General features: G+C 38.3%; 13 protein-coding genes. 4 read left to right on the top strand and 9 right to left on the bottom strand.

The window, feature by feature from the left end; genetic code table 11:
• Window positions 1-243 precede the first annotated feature (243 nt).
• Complete coding sequence (locus M3182_RS17340) at window positions 244-2,211, bottom strand: efflux RND transporter permease subunit (protein WP_251559305.1); 1,968 nt, start codon at window positions 2,209-2,211, stop codon at window positions 244-246.
• A gap of 257 nt (window positions 2,212-2,468) precedes the next feature.
• On the opposite strand from M3182_RS17340, the gene M3182_RS17335 reads away from it, so the two are divergent.
• Window positions 2,469-3,044: a TetR/AcrR family transcriptional regulator gene (locus M3182_RS17335; protein WP_251559227.1), complete on the top strand. Its 576-nt coding sequence runs from the start codon at window positions 2,469-2,471 to the stop codon at window positions 3,042-3,044.
• Between the two features lie 289 nt (window positions 3,045-3,333).
• Here the strand turns inward: M3182_RS17335 and M3182_RS17330 are convergent, their stop codons facing one another.
• The 7 genes from M3182_RS17330 to M3182_RS17300 all read right to left on the bottom strand — a co-directional run bounded on the left by M3182_RS17330 (window position 3,334) and on the right by M3182_RS17300 (window position 11,717).
• The gene (locus M3182_RS17330; RefSeq protein WP_251559225.1) at window positions 3,334-4,053 is read right to left on the bottom strand and encodes a 3-ketoacyl-ACP reductase; all 720 of its coding nucleotides are present in this window, start codon (window positions 4,051-4,053) and stop codon (window positions 3,334-3,336) included.
• A 314-nt stretch (window positions 4,054-4,367) separates the two neighbouring features.
• Complete coding sequence (locus M3182_RS17325) at window positions 4,368-5,489, bottom strand: Ger(x)C family spore germination protein (protein ID WP_251559224.1); 1,122 nt, start codon at window positions 5,487-5,489, stop codon at window positions 4,368-4,370.
• Window positions 5,486-6,583 (bottom strand): GerAB/ArcD/ProY family transporter, encoded by a 1,098-nt coding sequence (locus M3182_RS17320; protein WP_251559222.1) that lies wholly within the window; start codon window positions 6,581-6,583, stop codon window positions 5,486-5,488. The genes M3182_RS17325 and M3182_RS17320 overlap by 4 nt, the downstream gene beginning before the upstream one ends.
• Window positions 6,580-7,947, bottom strand: a complete 1,368-nt coding sequence (locus M3182_RS17315; RefSeq protein ID WP_251434779.1) for a spore germination protein — start codon at window positions 7,945-7,947, stop codon at window positions 6,580-6,582. The genes M3182_RS17320 and M3182_RS17315 overlap by 4 nt, the downstream gene beginning before the upstream one ends.
• Window positions 7,948-8,749: 802 nt before the next feature.
• On the bottom strand, window positions 8,750-8,944 hold the full coding sequence (locus tag M3182_RS17310; protein WP_251434777.1) for a hypothetical protein: 195 nt from the start codon (window positions 8,942-8,944) through the stop codon (window positions 8,750-8,752).
• 75 nt (window positions 8,945-9,019) lie between these two features.
• Window positions 9,020-10,075 carry a threonine aldolase family protein gene (locus M3182_RS17305; protein ID WP_251559220.1) on the bottom strand — a complete coding sequence of 352 codons (1,056 nt, stop codon included), beginning with the start codon at window positions 10,073-10,075 and terminating at the stop codon, window positions 9,020-9,022.
• Between the two features lie 217 nt (window positions 10,076-10,292).
• Complete coding sequence (locus tag M3182_RS17300; RefSeq protein WP_251434770.1) at window positions 10,293-11,717, bottom strand: amidase; 1,425 nt, start codon at window positions 11,715-11,717, stop codon at window positions 10,293-10,295.
• A gap of 218 nt (window positions 11,718-11,935) precedes the next feature.
• On the opposite strand from M3182_RS17300, the gene M3182_RS17295 reads away from it, so the two are divergent.
• From M3182_RS17295 to M3182_RS17285, 3 genes are read left to right on the top strand one after another with little or no spacing between them, the layout of a single operon-like run.
• A complete protein-coding gene (locus M3182_RS17295) occupies window positions 11,936-13,012 on the top strand; it encodes a glycosyltransferase (protein ID WP_251434766.1) in 1,077 nt (358 codons plus the stop codon).
• Window positions 12,999-14,261, top strand: coding sequence for a hypothetical protein (locus M3182_RS17290; RefSeq protein ID WP_251559218.1), 1,263 nt, complete (start codon window positions 12,999-13,001; stop codon window positions 14,259-14,261). Before M3182_RS17295 ends, M3182_RS17290 begins: the two co-directional genes overlap by 14 nt.
• Window positions 14,258-15,265 carry an NAD-dependent epimerase gene (locus tag M3182_RS17285; RefSeq protein ID WP_251434761.1) on the top strand — a complete coding sequence of 336 codons (1,008 nt, stop codon included), beginning with the start codon at window positions 14,258-14,260 and terminating at the stop codon, window positions 15,263-15,265. Before M3182_RS17290 ends, M3182_RS17285 begins: the two co-directional genes overlap by 4 nt.
• A gap of 62 nt (window positions 15,266-15,327) precedes the next feature.
• On the opposite strand, the gene M3182_RS17280 is transcribed toward M3182_RS17285, so the two are convergent.
• Window positions 15,328-16,260, bottom strand: coding sequence for a 3-hydroxyacyl-CoA dehydrogenase family protein (locus M3182_RS17280; protein WP_251559216.1), 933 nt, complete (start codon window positions 16,258-16,260; stop codon window positions 15,328-15,330).
• Window positions 16,261-16,354: the final 94 nt, after the last annotated feature.

Raw genomic sequence — 16,354 nt, 5'->3', positions numbered from 1 at the left:
ATTAGGCTATTTTCGTAAAGATTGTTGTTAAAATCCTAAACTTAATTGTAGCCATTTCTTAGTTTTAAGCTCTTTTCTCATAAGGTGAAGCTTTTTTAAAAAACTAGCTCTCATACAGCCGTATTTTTTGTTCAAGAGCAACAAAGTTTGAGAAAAAAGCCCTTATTAAAATGTACCATCAGTAGTTTTTCTTTTGCTGAATGTCTCCCTTTATTTGGAAACCAGCTGACCAATATCATGGCTTTATTCCTTACTAGCTTTGGTCTCTTTACGATCATGGAAAAAGCCGGCCTTCCAAGTTGTCTTCTCTACCACTTTATCAAACACTAATAAAACCGCAGGAAGGAAACAAACAACCATGATAAAGGCTAGGAGTGCTCCTCTTCCAAGTAGCAAACCAATTGATGAAACAATTGGATTTGATGAGGTGATCCATAGAATAAAACCAACACTTGATAAAATTGAAGCTGAAACAGCAATAGAAAATAGTTTTTCATCTACTGTTTTCTTTATCGCCTCTAAAGCTGACATCTCTCTTCGGTTCTCTTTATATGCTTCAGAAAACAGGATTGCATAATCGACCGTCGCCGCAAGCTGGACAGTACTAATGATTAAATACCCCACATATACGAGCGATGAATTTGTAAAATACGGAACAGATAAATTAATCCAAACAGACGACTGAATGGTTAATAAAAGCACAACAGGTATCGAAATTGATTTAAAGCTGACTAAAAGAACAATTGCAATTGTGATAACCGTTAAGAGGTTGACCATCACATTATCTTTTTCAACCGTTGTTTTAATATCATATAGTGTGACGCTTTCCCCAAGTGTATAAGTATCTTCTTCATAATAAGCAGACGCCTTATTTTGCACCTTTTCTACTAACGCAAAGGCCTCGTCTCCCTCGGTACCAAGATTGCTATTAATAATAATCCGACTGTAATGTTCAGAATAAAACTGATCGACCACGGATTCATCTAGATATTCTGGAGGAATGACTGGACTTACAGTATTTACATAAGCAAGCACACTAGTCACATGGTCAAGATTTTCTAACTCTTGTACCAGTTTTTGTTCTTTTGCTACATCCCCTTTCGGAACTAAAACGACCATAGGGGTATATTTTCCAAACGTTTCTTCAATTTTAATTAAATCCGTACCTGCACGTGTCGTTTCTGGTATTTCCCCAACTCCATAAGTAAAGTTGGTTTGACCTTGTCCCAAATAGGCTGGAATGATCAGGACGAGGACAATCAATAAACTAGGAATTCTTATTTTTACAACCTTACTCCCAATGTTCTTAAAATCTGGGATTAATTGTTTATGTTGTGTTTTATCAATCCACTTGTAGAACATGAGCGTAAGTGCTGGTAAAAAGACAATGACGCTGATAAAACTTAGCACAATCCCTTTGACAAGGTTTAAGCCTAAATCTGAACCAATCTCAAATTTCATAAACGAGAGGGCAATAAATCCAAAGAATGTTGTCGCAGCACTTGCTGCAATCGCTGGAAATGATTTTTTAATTGCCAAGCTCATGGCTTCCTCAGGATTGTTCGTTACCTTTCGATAATCTGAAAAACTATGAAGGAGGAAGATCGCATAATCCAATGAAACTGCAAGTTGTAAAATTGGAGCAACAGACTGCGTGACAAAGGAAATCTCACCAACAAAGATATTTGTCCCTAAGTTAATCAGTACAGATACACCGATAGCGGTAAGGAAAAACACCGGCTCCATCCAGGAATTGGTCGAAATGACTAAGATTAGAATGATAATCGGCACTAATAACGCTGCGGCATACATCGATTCTGTCCCTGCCATTTTTTGCGAGTTGGCAGTGTTTAGTGCTTCACCAGACAACGCGTTTTCCTCGCCAATCAGTTCGTAAATATCATCTGTAATCGCAACCTCGTCTCCTTCGCGAATACTGAAAGAGAACGACGCTTTGTTATCCTTATAATAGGATTCGACTGTATCTTGGTCGGCTACTTCAAGCGGCGTTTTTATGTCCATTGCATCATCTAGCCATGTCACATCCGAAACACCATCGATCGCCGCAAGTTTTTCTTTAAAAATAAGTGCTTCTTGTATCGAGATATCTTCAATCATGACCCGGGAATTTGGAACGGCGCCTTTAAATTCCTCACCCATGATGTCCATTGCAACCGTAGATTGTGCATCCTCAGGTAAGTAATCTACCATATTGTAGTTTACTGAAACAAAGAATTGAACAATAGCACTGACAATGGCTACTGTAAGAAAAGCAATCACCACTGCTTTTTTATGTTTAATGATCCGTGCTGCTATGTCGATTGAAACCAACTCCTTCTTGCATCCAATTCCCTGTACAATTATAATGGACACGATGTTGTTTTATCAACAAACAGTTTGTTATCTTTTGTCCATTACACTACAAATATCTTAATAATGTTGATTAAATGAAAACAGAGGTGTGTTTTTTGGTAAATTCAAAGGTCGACCGACGTGTAAAATATACCCGCATGGTTTTAAAAGAAAGTTTAATGAAATTGTTAAATGAAAAACCAATTAACACTATAACTGTAAAAGAATTATGTGCGCTAGCTGATGTCAATCGCTCGACATTTTACTCTCACTATTCTGATCAATATGACCTGCTCTCAAAAATAGAAGAGGAAATCATTCATGATATGAACGACACGCTAATGAGCTATAATGTTACCCAAAACGAAGACGCCTTAGTAATGATTGAGAAGATTGTCGAGTATATCGCTGCTAATAGCGATAGTTGCAGAATTCTCCTAAGTGAAAATGGCGATCCGAGTTTCCGCAACCGCCTGATGATGATTGCCCATGATTACACAATGAAAACCAGTATGAATCAAAATATGATGATCGATGAAGAAATGACGGAGTACGCTAGTTGGTTCGCCGTCAGCGGAAGCATTCATGTACTCGAAAGCTGGTTAAAAAACGGAATGAACAAATCTCCTAAACAAATGGCAGAAATGATCAATCATCTAATCAATAAAGGACTTGCCTCCTTTAAAGCGTAGAGAACCTAATCGAGGTATTAGCTAGTAAAAATAACTCACTTCTAGAATAGTGGTTTATTCGCGTTTGCTAGGATATTTACGTTCTTTTGTCTTTAGACAAAGTATCCCCCCCATAGTTTCCTCTTAGCCTTCAATTCTATTCCAGCCTAATCAACAGAATGTCGAAGTAAACTACCTCCTTGATGACTATCTCGGGTTGAGGAATCTTCTCACAACAAAAAAACAACCGCTATTGGAAAGTATAGCAGTTGTTTTTATTGGCTTTGACGCTTATTTTTGTTCATAATTTTTAAAACGGATTTGTTGCCCACTGTGCTGAAGTCTTTATAAAGATCCGTTGTTCTAATTTCAGCTGACTGACGATATATTCAGCAATATCCTCTGCTTGCATGAATTTATTCGGATCACGTGGTTCAGAGACGCGATTGCGTGTAAAATCGGTATCTACAAGACTAGGCGTTAAGACACTCACCCGGATATTATGACGGCGAACTTCCTGCATCAATGACTCACTTAACCCAATAACAGCAAACTTAGAAGCACTGTATGCACTTGAGCCTTCGGTCCCTTTTAATCCAGACATAGACGAGATGTTAACAATATCGCCTTTATTCTTCTTCATCATCCCTGGCAGTGCGGCTTTCGTAACATAAACCATTCCCAATACATTTGTGTTCAGAACGTTTGTCCACTGCTCCGTGGTTAGCTCTAAAAAGTTACCTTTAACACCAACGCCAGCGTTGTTAATCAAAATATCAATGCCACCAAGCTTGGTTTCTAGTTCTGCCACGGCTTTTTGAATCTCAGCTTCTATGGCGACATCGGCCGCTGCCGTATAAAAAGTCGCCCCCAGTTTCGTTAACTCACTACGAACTTCTTCAAAACTTTCTTCTGAACGAGCAATCAAGCCAAGTTCGACGCCTTCTTTCGCAAGTGCAATCGCCGTTGCTCGACCGATTCCCCGACTACCTCCCGTAATCAAAGCCTTCTTCCCATTTAATGATTGCATATGGATAAACCTCCTATAGCTGTTTCCTGTTTCCACCATTCTACCCATAAATCTACATAGAAGACAAAACATATGCGTGGAACAACTTATCTGTGAAACAAGAAAATTCGGGGTATCCATGTGGCTTTATTCAAGGCTCTTCTCAAACCTTGTTGCTTTTTTTTACAAAAGAACGTCTGAAAAAGCTAGGTTATTTAAAAATAGATACATTCTATGGGAAAAGAGCTTGCCAACTAATTCTAAACATAAAAAATATTTACTATTTCGTTAAAATCGACTTTAGGATTTTAACAACAATCTTTACGAACACAACCTTATTCAATTACCCCGGTACTCTTAAGAGTGGCATTAACGTTGATTTTGAATTCTACTTCTGGATAGAGACTTTGCCATTCTTGGTTTCGTTTGTTGTTTGGGAGTCTTGTTGCTTTGTATCGAACTCCAAACCCTATCGGATCCATTTCATTTTTCTGAAATTGTGTTAATGTTTCTAAAACATCCTTCTTAACTGTTTTACTGGTTGCGTTACTGTATGCTCTAAGTTTTTCAGGATTGGTTATCATATCAGCCTCCTGAATAATGCCAATCATTTCAACATCCATTTCAATAATTGGCTTTTTCTTTTGTTCGGTAATAAGTTGATAGCCGACATTTGCTGTGTCGATAGCAACCGTAAAATTTACATCCTCATTATGTACGCGAATATCCAACCTTTCTATATTATTCGTTAATAAATTGTAAATAGCTGTTTGTTTTTCATTCAATGTAAGTACTTCATTTTTATCATTCACTACTATTGATTTGTTAAGGTCAATACGTTTATTGTTTTCTTTTGCAATAAGGATCGGTAAGATGGGATCAATGCCTTTTTCCAACACCCGCCTCCTAAAGTCAAAAAGGTAAGTAGTGACAATTAACTGACTCTCTACACCATTTTGGTCAAAATAATTAAATAACGCGTGGGAACCGGCCATTTCTGAATTAGGCTCAGCAGTTAATACATCTTCAGCTGAAGGTTTCCCAACTCCTACCCATGAAACTGTTTGAATATCCCTTCTCCTTAAGAAGAAATCCATGATTTCCCTATAATCATGATGAAGTATTTCTTCCCCAAAAAGGATGACCTTCGCATGACCAAAGTCAAGTTCTTTGTCCGTCTCTGTTTTTAATAAGCGGATCGCTGTACTTATGGATTCACTTTCTTTTATTAGATAGGTGTACTCTGCTCCAGATTCTTTTAACGAACCTGAAGGTACGGAAAGTTTTAAAATAACGCGATATGGTTTTTCTTCATTGTCAGTGTGGTCTACTCCAATAGACAATACAAAAATTCGTTTATCAATATCCTTAAACCCACATCCTGACTGAATTAGCAGGGTTCCGACTATGAATAGAATAACAAATGCTCTCCACGTTCCCTTGAGACGTTTTTTCAAGCTTTCGCCCTCCTTAGAATGAACCAAAAAAGGCCAACCATTGCAATGAATGAGATAAGCAGCCCATCAAAGAAATAACTCGTATAGATGGTCAATTGATGCTCCGTCAAATACTTTGTTAATTGTAGACTTATGATCCAAAATACACCGATAATGATATAAGGCACCAAATTTTTTTCCTTCCACTTCAACCGCTTTATTTGAATCACACTTCGAAACAGTTCCAATGACACATGCCAATGGATCAGCAAACTCAGAAACGAGACAGCTAAATATAAGATTAGAAACACAAACAAAACTCGTTCGATAATCCCTAGCTCCAACCTCAGCGCATCACTCGTTGTAATCCAAGGATATGAAATAGTTTCAACACCTTCGAAACCATTCAAGCCAATCGGCACAAAATAGGTTGTAAATAATGAGCCAAATGCAACAATTCCAAGAAAAAGAATTTGGAGCAACGTTATTTTCTGCTTCCTTTTAGTAAAAAAGCGATTAAAGATAATCAGATTAAAGCCACCTAATAGTAAATACGTGGAAGCCGCAAGAGCAGAGAAAGTAGGTAATCGGTAAACATACATCATGGATTCCTTGACAAAATCCCATTCCATCTCTGCGGTTGTGTAGGCTTTAATTATTATGATGAAAATAACCGGTAGGCAACAGACTAATACAAATTCAACTGTATATAAAACACTGCTCGTTTTCATCAGAATTCCATATGAAATGAACAATAGAAATATGGCTGTAATCCAAACCAATGGCATATCGGGGGTTAAAAATCGCTTTAATAAAAAGGAATACGTAATCAACGTAATCATCCCCGCCATAAACCACCCAAATGCAATTAAAATGATGATAGGAAAGGTAAACCATCGTGGCAAATATTTTTTCATAATCTCTGGTAAACCTTTACCAGGAAACCTATTGAAAAACTTTGCAACGATATAGCATAAAACCAAACCCAATGGCAGTGCTAAAACCATCGATAAAATGGCACCTTCAGTTTTTTCGAGTAACAAAATCTTTGGAACAGATGCCACAACATTTGCAATCATGTTGACAAATACGAGGTAATAAAAGTAGCGACTCATGAAGGATTATCACCAGTTTCTGCACGCTTTTGATTAAAATAAATCTTAAAGTACGGTTCCCCAAAGCTATCCTTGTTCGTCATGTACATCAAAATGCCAATTAAGGCCAAAGCTAATCCTGCTAAACCTGCAATACTAGCGAACAACAACAAAATGTACCTGATGACTCTAATCGCATAACTCATTTCATTAATTGGGATAACAAAAGTTGAGATCGCAACAGCCGCGACAATAATGATCATAATGTTTGAAGCAAGCGCAGCTTCTGTTGCTGCCGTACCAAGAATCAGCCCTCCTACTGTAGTAGCTGTACCTGTTACTGCTTTAGGAAGACGAATACTGGCTTCCGTTAAGAGCTCCATAATGATTAACATAAACAAAACCTCAACGAACGACGGATATGGAACCCCGATTCTGCTACCGGCTATCGATAGCGCTAATTCAACACGGAAAACCTCTGGGTTGAAAGAAGTTGCTGCAACATAAAGGCCTGGTAGAATGAGACAAGCAAACAATCCAAGATATCGTAAAAATTTAGAGAACTTCGTCACCCAGTACAACCCATAATTGTCTTCCATCGAAGTCATGAAATCAAAGAAAACTGCTGGAGCAATGACTGTTGAGGGCGAACCATCCACTAATAGAATCACTTTTCCACCCGCTAGATTATAAACAATCCGATCCGTTCGTTCAGTTGCCATCATTGTTGGAAGTAAACTACGGGTGCGATTATTCATAAACCGTTGTAATTGTGTAGTACTTTGAACAATGTCTTGATCCAATTCACTGATCCTCGAGTTAACCTCTTTGAGCACACCCTCTTTAACTACATTTTGGTCATAGATAACCGCTAATGATTGGTTCGTTTTACTACCAACTTCATGCATTTCGACTGTTAATGATGGTTTATGATACCTTTGCCGAATCAAATTAATATTCGTTGCAAGATCCTCACTTAATGCATACTGTGGTCCTAGAATCGTTGGCTCTACAGAGGTTTCTCTAACTGTGTTCGTATTAACCTTTTTTACATCAAATAACAAAAGATCCTTATTTAATTTTACAAGTACACTGCCCTTAGTTAAATCTAAAAGAATTTGTTCCTGTGATTGAACCTCTTGTTGGTTCGGCAAGGAGTTTAAATAAGATGCCACATGGTGTAAATGACCTAGTTCAAAAAACGGTTTAATGATAAGTTGATGAAGTTGATCTCCATCGACAACTGTCTTAATATACAGAAGCTCTATTTCCTTATCATCCATTCGTAATGGTTTATGAACGACATCTCCTGTCAGCTTTAATTCCTCAAGGATCCCTACAATCGCCTCATCAACATTAACTTGCTTTTTACCTTTAAGCGGCATGTACAATTCTCCTAACTTTCGGATCTCTTTTTGGTAATTTACTTAGTATCGTAACCGAAAATAAAATTGTCATTCATATCCATATTCTGAAAAGATAGGGAAATCATATTGACTTAATATTTTTGCGAAAGGTAAAAGGCATGTTCCTAATTGTACTGCCTTTTGTATTTGATTTTGTAATAAAAAAAGACTCAGTTCACTATCCTGAGCCATTTTTATATATCCACTTTTGGTTGCCTGTTGAATAAACGCCCCTTAATATTCTGCTCCTACCTAACCAGATGAGGAAACCAGCATGGTTGAAAATAATCGGAGAAGTTTCTCTTAATAAGAGAATAGCACTGAGAATAGCATAAATAGACGGAAAAATTTCGGCTATTTGTTGAAAAAAGCGTAAAGATGGGTAATTTTGCTTTGCTTAATCGGAAAATATCCACTGAACCTAGCACCATACAGCAGTCTAACCGGAAAATCTCCGTTTAGTTAAATTGCACATCAGATTGGGGTATAACAGCCATCGTCCTCTTACAATGTTGGGTGCATTTCTCTATTCATATTTACAGCCAAATGGCTTTCACCAATAAAAAATGAGTGTCAATTCCTATACAAATTGGCACTCATTTTGATTAGTATTTTTTTATGTTAGAAAACGGAATCCCTGTTAACTTTTTAGTAGCTCTTCTTCATCTTCTTATAGGAGTCTGTTTTAAAATACATGATTACAAATGTCCCAAATATCAGAATTCGAGTATTAGTCTATAATCAGCTCCTGTGTCTGTATGAAAAGCGGCAAATTCCCACACTAAACATACCAACGAATATAGATTGCAACCGCGATTAATGATAATAAAATCACAATCGTATAAATAGCGGTTAAATTCGTGGCGTTTCGTTTTGTATCTTGTCTGTATGTTTCATCGCCTTTTCCTGCTAATAGTACCGTGAAAATGAGGGCCAACACCACAATGATAATAACCAAGATGATGGCAAAATTCATGATACCCCCCCTTTACATAAACAGTTGACCACTTTTCTCTATTATTATAATAGTAACATAAAAGCTATCGTTCCATTAAGAAAATGAATAAGAACCCGGGAAACATTGCCTTAAAGCATATAATACATAATCAATGTCCTCATCGGTAATTTGGTAATGAACAATCATACGAAACTCACGCTTTCCAATTTTTTTGACTTTCACTCCTTTCTTAGCCAAATCAGCAAGCAAACCATCTGTGTTTAAATGCTCTACATTAATGACAGGGGAAATAATATTAGTATGAACTTCTTGTAAATTAATCACTAGCCCCTCAATATCTGCAATCCCTTTTGCTAGTCTCTTCGCTCGTTGGTGATCCACACTCAGGCGATCAATCATATGATCAAGCGCATATATGCCTGGTGCCGCAATGACTCCAGCTTGCCTCATCCCCCCACCGAGTCGCTGACGGTTCAATCGAGCTTTCGTAATAAACTCTTTATTTCCTACTAAAACGGACCCAAGGGGACATCCTAATCCTTTTGTTAAACAAAACTGGACCCCATCAACATACTGGCCAAGATCGGCTGGCCTCATGTCTAACTCAATGAGTGCATTGAAAATACGTGCACCATCCATATAAACAGGCAAATGATACTGCTCCGCAAGCTGTTTAATTTCCTTCATGTTCTCAACAGAAACTACTTGCCCTTTATTCAAGTTATATGTATTCTCGAGGCAAATTAAGCTTGTTTCCGCTTTTTGAATATCTCCTGTATGGATTTGTTCCTCCATGAGTTCCGGATCATAATAACCTTGGTGGACTTCAATTGGTCGTGGCTGGACTTGAGCAACTGCCGCCATCGCCGCTCCTTCAAGATTGAAGAGGTGTGAGTCTTTTCCTAAGAGAATTTCTTGTCCTCTATCGCAATAGGTCATGAGCGCGACTTGATTTGCCATTGTACCAGACAAAACGAGTAAACCTTCTTCCATTCCCAACAGATTGGCCGCCTTTCTTTCCAACTCCCTCACCGTCGGGTCTTCCCCAAGAAGATCATCACCAAGCCTCGCTTGAGCGATAAATTCCATCATTTCTGGTTTCGGCAATGTCACCGTATCGCTTCGTAAATCAATGACTTTTTTATTCATGGTTAACTAACACCTTTCAATTCTTAAAACTCTTGATCAAACCTTGCATTGGTTATAATAAAATGCGTTGTCATTACAGCAACTATTCTCGCAGACATTTTTAGGATTTTCGCAAAAACCCTATCAAATCAAACTTCTAAAACTAACGAACACGAGGATACCTAATTTTGTTGATAATACAAGACCAGAATGCACATTAGCACACTCTGGTCTGTTCCTACTTATTCAATAAGGCTAGTGGGTCTTGATAGGTTTGAAACGCTTTTTCATAGGCATGGCATGCTTGGAGAACAAGTTGGTCTTGATATCGATTGGCAGCTACCTGTAAGCCCACCGGTAGTCCATTGCTGGCTAAGCCCACTGGCAAGGAAGCTGCAGGATGTCCTGTAAAATTATAAATTTGGGTCATCATCCAATCTGTAGCTGGTTGAACCTCTTTGCCATTAATGATAGATGGACCAGCAAGATGATGTTCAAAAGCAGTTGTCGCTAACACCGGGGAAAGGACTAAGTCATAGTTGTTTAGTAGATTTTGAATTTCTCGCCAAATTTGCGTTCGTTTCCTTTCTATCGCCTTGTAATCTACTGCACTGTATTTTCGGCCAATGTGAATCATTTTCGCCATTCCTTCTGAAAAGCTACTTGGCTCTTGGTCATAGAACTTTCCATAGTTTGCAGCATAGCTGACACACCACATTCCTGAAAATGCTCTTGTTAGTTCTTTTAAACTCATTTGGAAATCGACGTCAACCTCTTCCACCTGGCAACCGAGCTCGGTAAAATGTTCAACCGCTTTGTCTACAATTTGAGCCACATCGTGAGATACCTCATATAACCCAAAATTGCGAGTATATCCCACTTTTAAGCCTTTCAAATCAAGATTCAAATCAGTAAAATTTTTACCTAAATCAGGAACGGCATTCGGTACATTCGCATCATATCCTTGCATCACAGAAAATAACAAGGCTGCATCTTCAACACTTCTAGCCATTGGTCCATTATGTAAATATGGATGTTCCGACCCAAATAAATTTTCCTCCCCCTCATGTGGAATAACACCAAAAGTTGGTTTAAATCCAAAAATCCCCGTTAGTGCAGCAGGAATCCGAATCGAACCTCCGCCATCACTTCCTTCAGCAATTGGTGCTAGTTTCGCTGCCACCGCTGCCGCCGAACCACCACTAGAACCACCAGGAGTTAGCTTTTCATTCCACGGATTTTTCGTCACCCCAAACAAAGGGTTATCTGTCACGCCTTTATGTCCAAATTCAGGTGTATTCGTTTTCCCTAACACAATCCCGCCAGCTGCTTTAATTCGTTTCAAAAAGATGGGGTCTTCATCGGGAATATGATCCTTAAAGAGCGGAGAACCAAAGGTTGTTTTTATTCCCTTCGTCGGAGTTAAATCTTTAATTGCTACAGGAACACCGTGTAGAATTCCAATTTCTTCTCCTTTCATCAGCTTGTCTTCGGCTTTTTTCGCTTCTTCAACCGCATGCTCATTAACGGTGACATATGCATTCCATTGACTGTTATGTGTTTCAATTCGTTTTAAGTAAGTACGAACAACTTCCACTGGTGACAACTCTTTTCGTTGAATGAGCTTCTTTAGTCCCGTTGCTGTTAAATCGGTAATTTTCAAATCCTTCACTCCCCCAGTAGTTTGGTGCTTTGTCCTTCTCAGCCAATATTATTATATCAAATATTATTGAAAATTTCCTATTTTCTAAAAACTAATTTTGTGTTTAACCTTAGCCTTTCACCTAAATTGCATTTAATTTCCACATCGTCCATTTCTCCTTGTCCTTTGACTGCATAGTCTAAAATATCCTATATTTTCTATGAAAGGAGAAGTTTATTTTGTCGAAAGTCATGCACTTAAATTTACGAGTTGATCCCACCCAATATATTCCACAAATTCGCCAAGTCCCCGGTTACGATTATATCCACCTTGTCCGCCAACCGAAATATATGACCGACCTTTCCTTGCTAAATGAAAAGGTTCATTATCTTGATGAAATATTCTCCCCAAAAGAATTCGTCAATAAAAACAAAATCTCGCTTTTGCATGCCCACCACGGTCAATTAGGCGTACTTTTGCTCCCATTCAAAGAAAAAACAAACCTTCCTTTGGTGACCAGCATTCGCGGCAGAGATGCGACCTTAGCCAATCAACCGGTTGGATATTTAGACAATATGAAAATGTTATTTGCCAATGGCGAAGAATTTTACCCTGTTTGTCAGCATTTAGCCGACAGGATGATATCATGGGGCTGCCCACCTGAAAAAATAAAAGTACTCTATGGGGGTGTGGACCTAACTCAATATACGTACACTCCACCCAACCTAAACGGGACTCAAAATATTCTTTCGGTCGGTAGATTAGTAGAAAAGAAAGGGCATCACGTCTTAATGAAGGCATTCAAAAAGCTTCAATCAAAATATCCTCATGCTACTTTGACGATTATTGGCAGAGGTGAGCTTCATGATGAGCTCTCTTCGCTAGCAACTCAATTAAATTTAGGCGACTCTTTCCGTTTATTGCAACATCTTCCGAAAGAACAAGTACGAGAACAGATGCGGAATGCAGACTTATTTTGTGCTGCTAGTTTGGAAGCAAGTAATGGCGATGTCGAAGGAATACCAAATACCCTTAAAGAAGCAATGGCCTTAGGAGTTCCAGTTATCTCGACCAATCATGCCGGAATCCCTGAATTAATCACACATCAGAAGAATGGATTCTTAGTAGCAGAAAATAATGTAGACGAACTTGCCTTAGGACTTGAATTTATGCTAAGTCACACCACTCTTTGGGAGGCGTTTACTAAAAACGCTCGAAAAAAAGTTGAGCAATTATTTGATGCGAAAAAACAGCTTCTTCTCCAAGCAAGCTATTATAACGAATTGTTAGGAGGGAAACGTCATGGAAAATTTTAAAAATATTACTGTCACCAAAGGCAATAAAACGCTCGTCATCGACAACCCGACTTCCTTCCCCTTAATTGGGATGGGGTCTCAAGGAGCCGTTTTTAAACTTTCAGATGAAAAATGTGTCAAAATCTATACGGATCCTGTTCAAGCCAAGATGGAGGCAGAAGCTCTTGAATCTGGCCAACACCTAAGTTTTTTTCCTATCTTGTATGAATCAGGACCTAATTATGTGGTGATGGAATACTTTAACGCTCCAACATTAAAAGAATATCTTAGGAATTGCACCTATATTCCCGAATCCATTACAAAAAAACTGCTTACAATGTTACGTGAAATGACAGAAGCGAACTTTACTATGATTGATGCCCCACTACGTCATATTTTTGTTCTTGAGAATGAAGAATTAAAGGTTGTCGACCATGTTAACGCTTTTAAACGAATGCATCCTGTGCCATTAAAATTGTTAAGGGATTTAAAGATCATTCTCCTAAAAGACTCTTTTTTATCACAAGTCAAACAGTTAGAGCCGGAAACATTTCAAGCTTGGGATGATTATTTTAACCAAAATACAATTGATTATCGAAACATCCCCGTTAGCTCTGGGGATTCTGGAAAAGGTGTGAAAGTAGAAAGTTCGATTTCTACACCGCTGATCGGCAAAGGACATCAAGGTGCCGTCTATCGCATCGCCGAAAATCGCTGTGTAAAAATTTATGGCAAACAAAACCACTGCCAACAAGAAAAAGACGTTCTTTTGTCCAATCAAAAATTGCCCTTTATTCCAAAAGTGTATGAAACAGGCTCCAATTATATAGTCATGGAATATTTATTAGGTCCAAACTTAAATCAATTTTTAAAGAAACAGTCCCACCTTTCTGAGGATATCACCCGGCGCTTACTAGATATTTTAGTCTCAATGAAAAAGGTCGGTTTTAAGCAAGTAGATGCCCCGCTACGGCATATTTTTATTACCCACGACGGCTTTAAAATGGTCGATCATGTCTATTCTTATTCTCGTGAACAACCTGATCCTATTGAGCTCATTCAAAACCTTCACGAGAGAGGATTTCTCGAATCGTTCTTTGAGCAGGTAAAAAAACTTGAGCCAAACCTTCACGCTGAATGGACCGAAACACCGATTCCTTTATTGAATGAAATGATTGAAGAAGGATCTTATGCAGCGAGACTTAAAGCAGAAATTGAAAATCGAAATACCAAGAAAAATAAAAATACAGCGAGAGCTCGTAGAAAATGACCATTTTAGTCACCGGAGCAGGAGGGTTTATTGGTTTTCATCTTGCAAAAGAACTATTAACCCAAGGGTTTCAAGTTATTGGGATCGATCATTTAAATTCCTACTATGATGTTCAATTAAAGAATGATCGATTAAACATTTTATATAAAGATGCGAACTTTCATTTCTATAAGATTGATTTGGCCAATCAAACAGCTTTAAAATCTATTTTTAAAAATCATTCGATTGAGATTGTTATTAATCTAGCTGCGCAGGCTGGGGTCCGTTATAGCATCAAGAACCCAGAGTCCTATATTAATTCCAATTTAGTTGGATTTTCAAATATTTTAGAAGCTTGCCGACAATACTCGGTACAACACTTGATTTATGCGTCATCAAGCTCCGTATATGGGGCGAATACGAAAATCCCTTTTTCAACAAAAGATTCGGTTGATCACCCAATTAGCCTGTATGCTGCGACCAAAAAAGCGAATGAACTAATGGCACATTCTTATAGCCATTTGTTTCAAATCCCAACGACAGGTTTACGATTCTTCACAGTTTATGGACCTTGGGGTAGACCTGATATGGCCTATTTTTCCTTTACAAAAGATATTTTTGAAGGCAAAAAAATCAAGGTCTTTAACCATGGCGATATGAGCAGAGATTTCACCTATATCGATGATGTCGTAAAAGGAATAATTGCCTTGCTTCATTCACCGCCAAAGCCAAACCATGCATGGGACTCCGCACAACCAGAACCTAACCTAAGCACTGCGCCATATAAAATCTATAACATTGGAAACCACCAGCCTGTAAAGTTAATTGACTTAATACGGATTTTAGAGCAACTCATTGGGAAAAAGGCAAAAATTGAGTTTTTTCCAATGCAGCCTGGGGATGTAAAAGAGACTTATGCCGATATCGCAGATTTCCAAAAAGATGTTGGATTTTCACCTAGCACATCAATTGAGGACGGTTTAGGCCAATTCATCAATTGGTACAAACAATACTATTCAAGTTGAATTTCACCCAAAAAAGGGCTCGTACAAGTTATCCTCACTTCTACAAGCCCTTAAAAATATCGTTACTGTCTGATTTTTGCTAACCGGATAAAGTTGGTATCCCGCTGTAGAATTCTATCAGCAACAGTTTCTTCCTCATACTGATAAATTCCTTCTCCCGTTTTCGTTCCCAACTTTCCTTGTTCTACCTTCTGTGTGATTAAGGTGGGTGCGGTTTTCCGTTGATCTAATTCTGGTGCGAGATTATCGATGACTCGTTGCCAAGTGTCCAATCCCCCAAAATCCGCCGTTTCAATCGGCCCACAAAAAGCCCAGCGAAAACCGGGACCAGCTGAAACTGCTTTGTCAATGTCTTCAGCATCAGCAACTCCCGCTTCCAATAAATGAAACGCCTCTCGAACAACCGCGGCCTGCAATCTGTTGGCAATAAAACCAGGCACATCTTTCCTTAAAACAATAGGAGTTTTTCCAATCTTTACTAATAGCCTTTTAGTAGTGTCTAGTACTTCATCTGTAACGTATTCATGTTTAACGATTTCAACAAGTGGAACCAACTGAGCCGGATTAAAAAAGTGCGTAATTAACATCCTTTCAGCCGTCGATGATTTTTCAATTAACTTGGAAATTGGAAACGTAGAGGTGTTCGAAGCGATAATCGCCTCACGCTTGCAAAACCTTTCCAACTTAGCATATAACTCCCACTTAAGCTCAATGATTTCTGGTATCGCTTCAGTGACAAAGTCTGCATCTTTGACTGACTGTTCTAAGTCTGTTGAAGTCCTAATTCGCTTTAGTGTGTCTTGTTTCTGAACATCGGTAATGACGTTCTCCTTCACAAGTAAAGTTAGATTAGATTGCACCAAACCCAGTGCTTGTTTTAAAAACTCTTCTTTTATGTCATACAAATTTACTGGTATTCCTGCAAGTGCATAAGATTGGGCAATTCCATGTCCCATCACACCAGAACCAATGACAGCAATCTTTTTAATTTCCATAAATGCTCCCCCACCTTTTGAGTCAATCAAAATAACCTTCTATCCTTCCATATATAATTAAATTTAAACAACTAAAACTCCTCCTTAAACAGTT

This window comes from Mesobacillus maritimus, assembly GCF_023715205.1.
GTDB classification, from domain to species: domain Bacteria; phylum Bacillota; class Bacilli; order Bacillales; family Cytobacillaceae; genus Mesobacillus_B; species Mesobacillus_B maritimus_C.
This window is presented reverse-complemented; position numbering and strand designations above follow the sequence as displayed.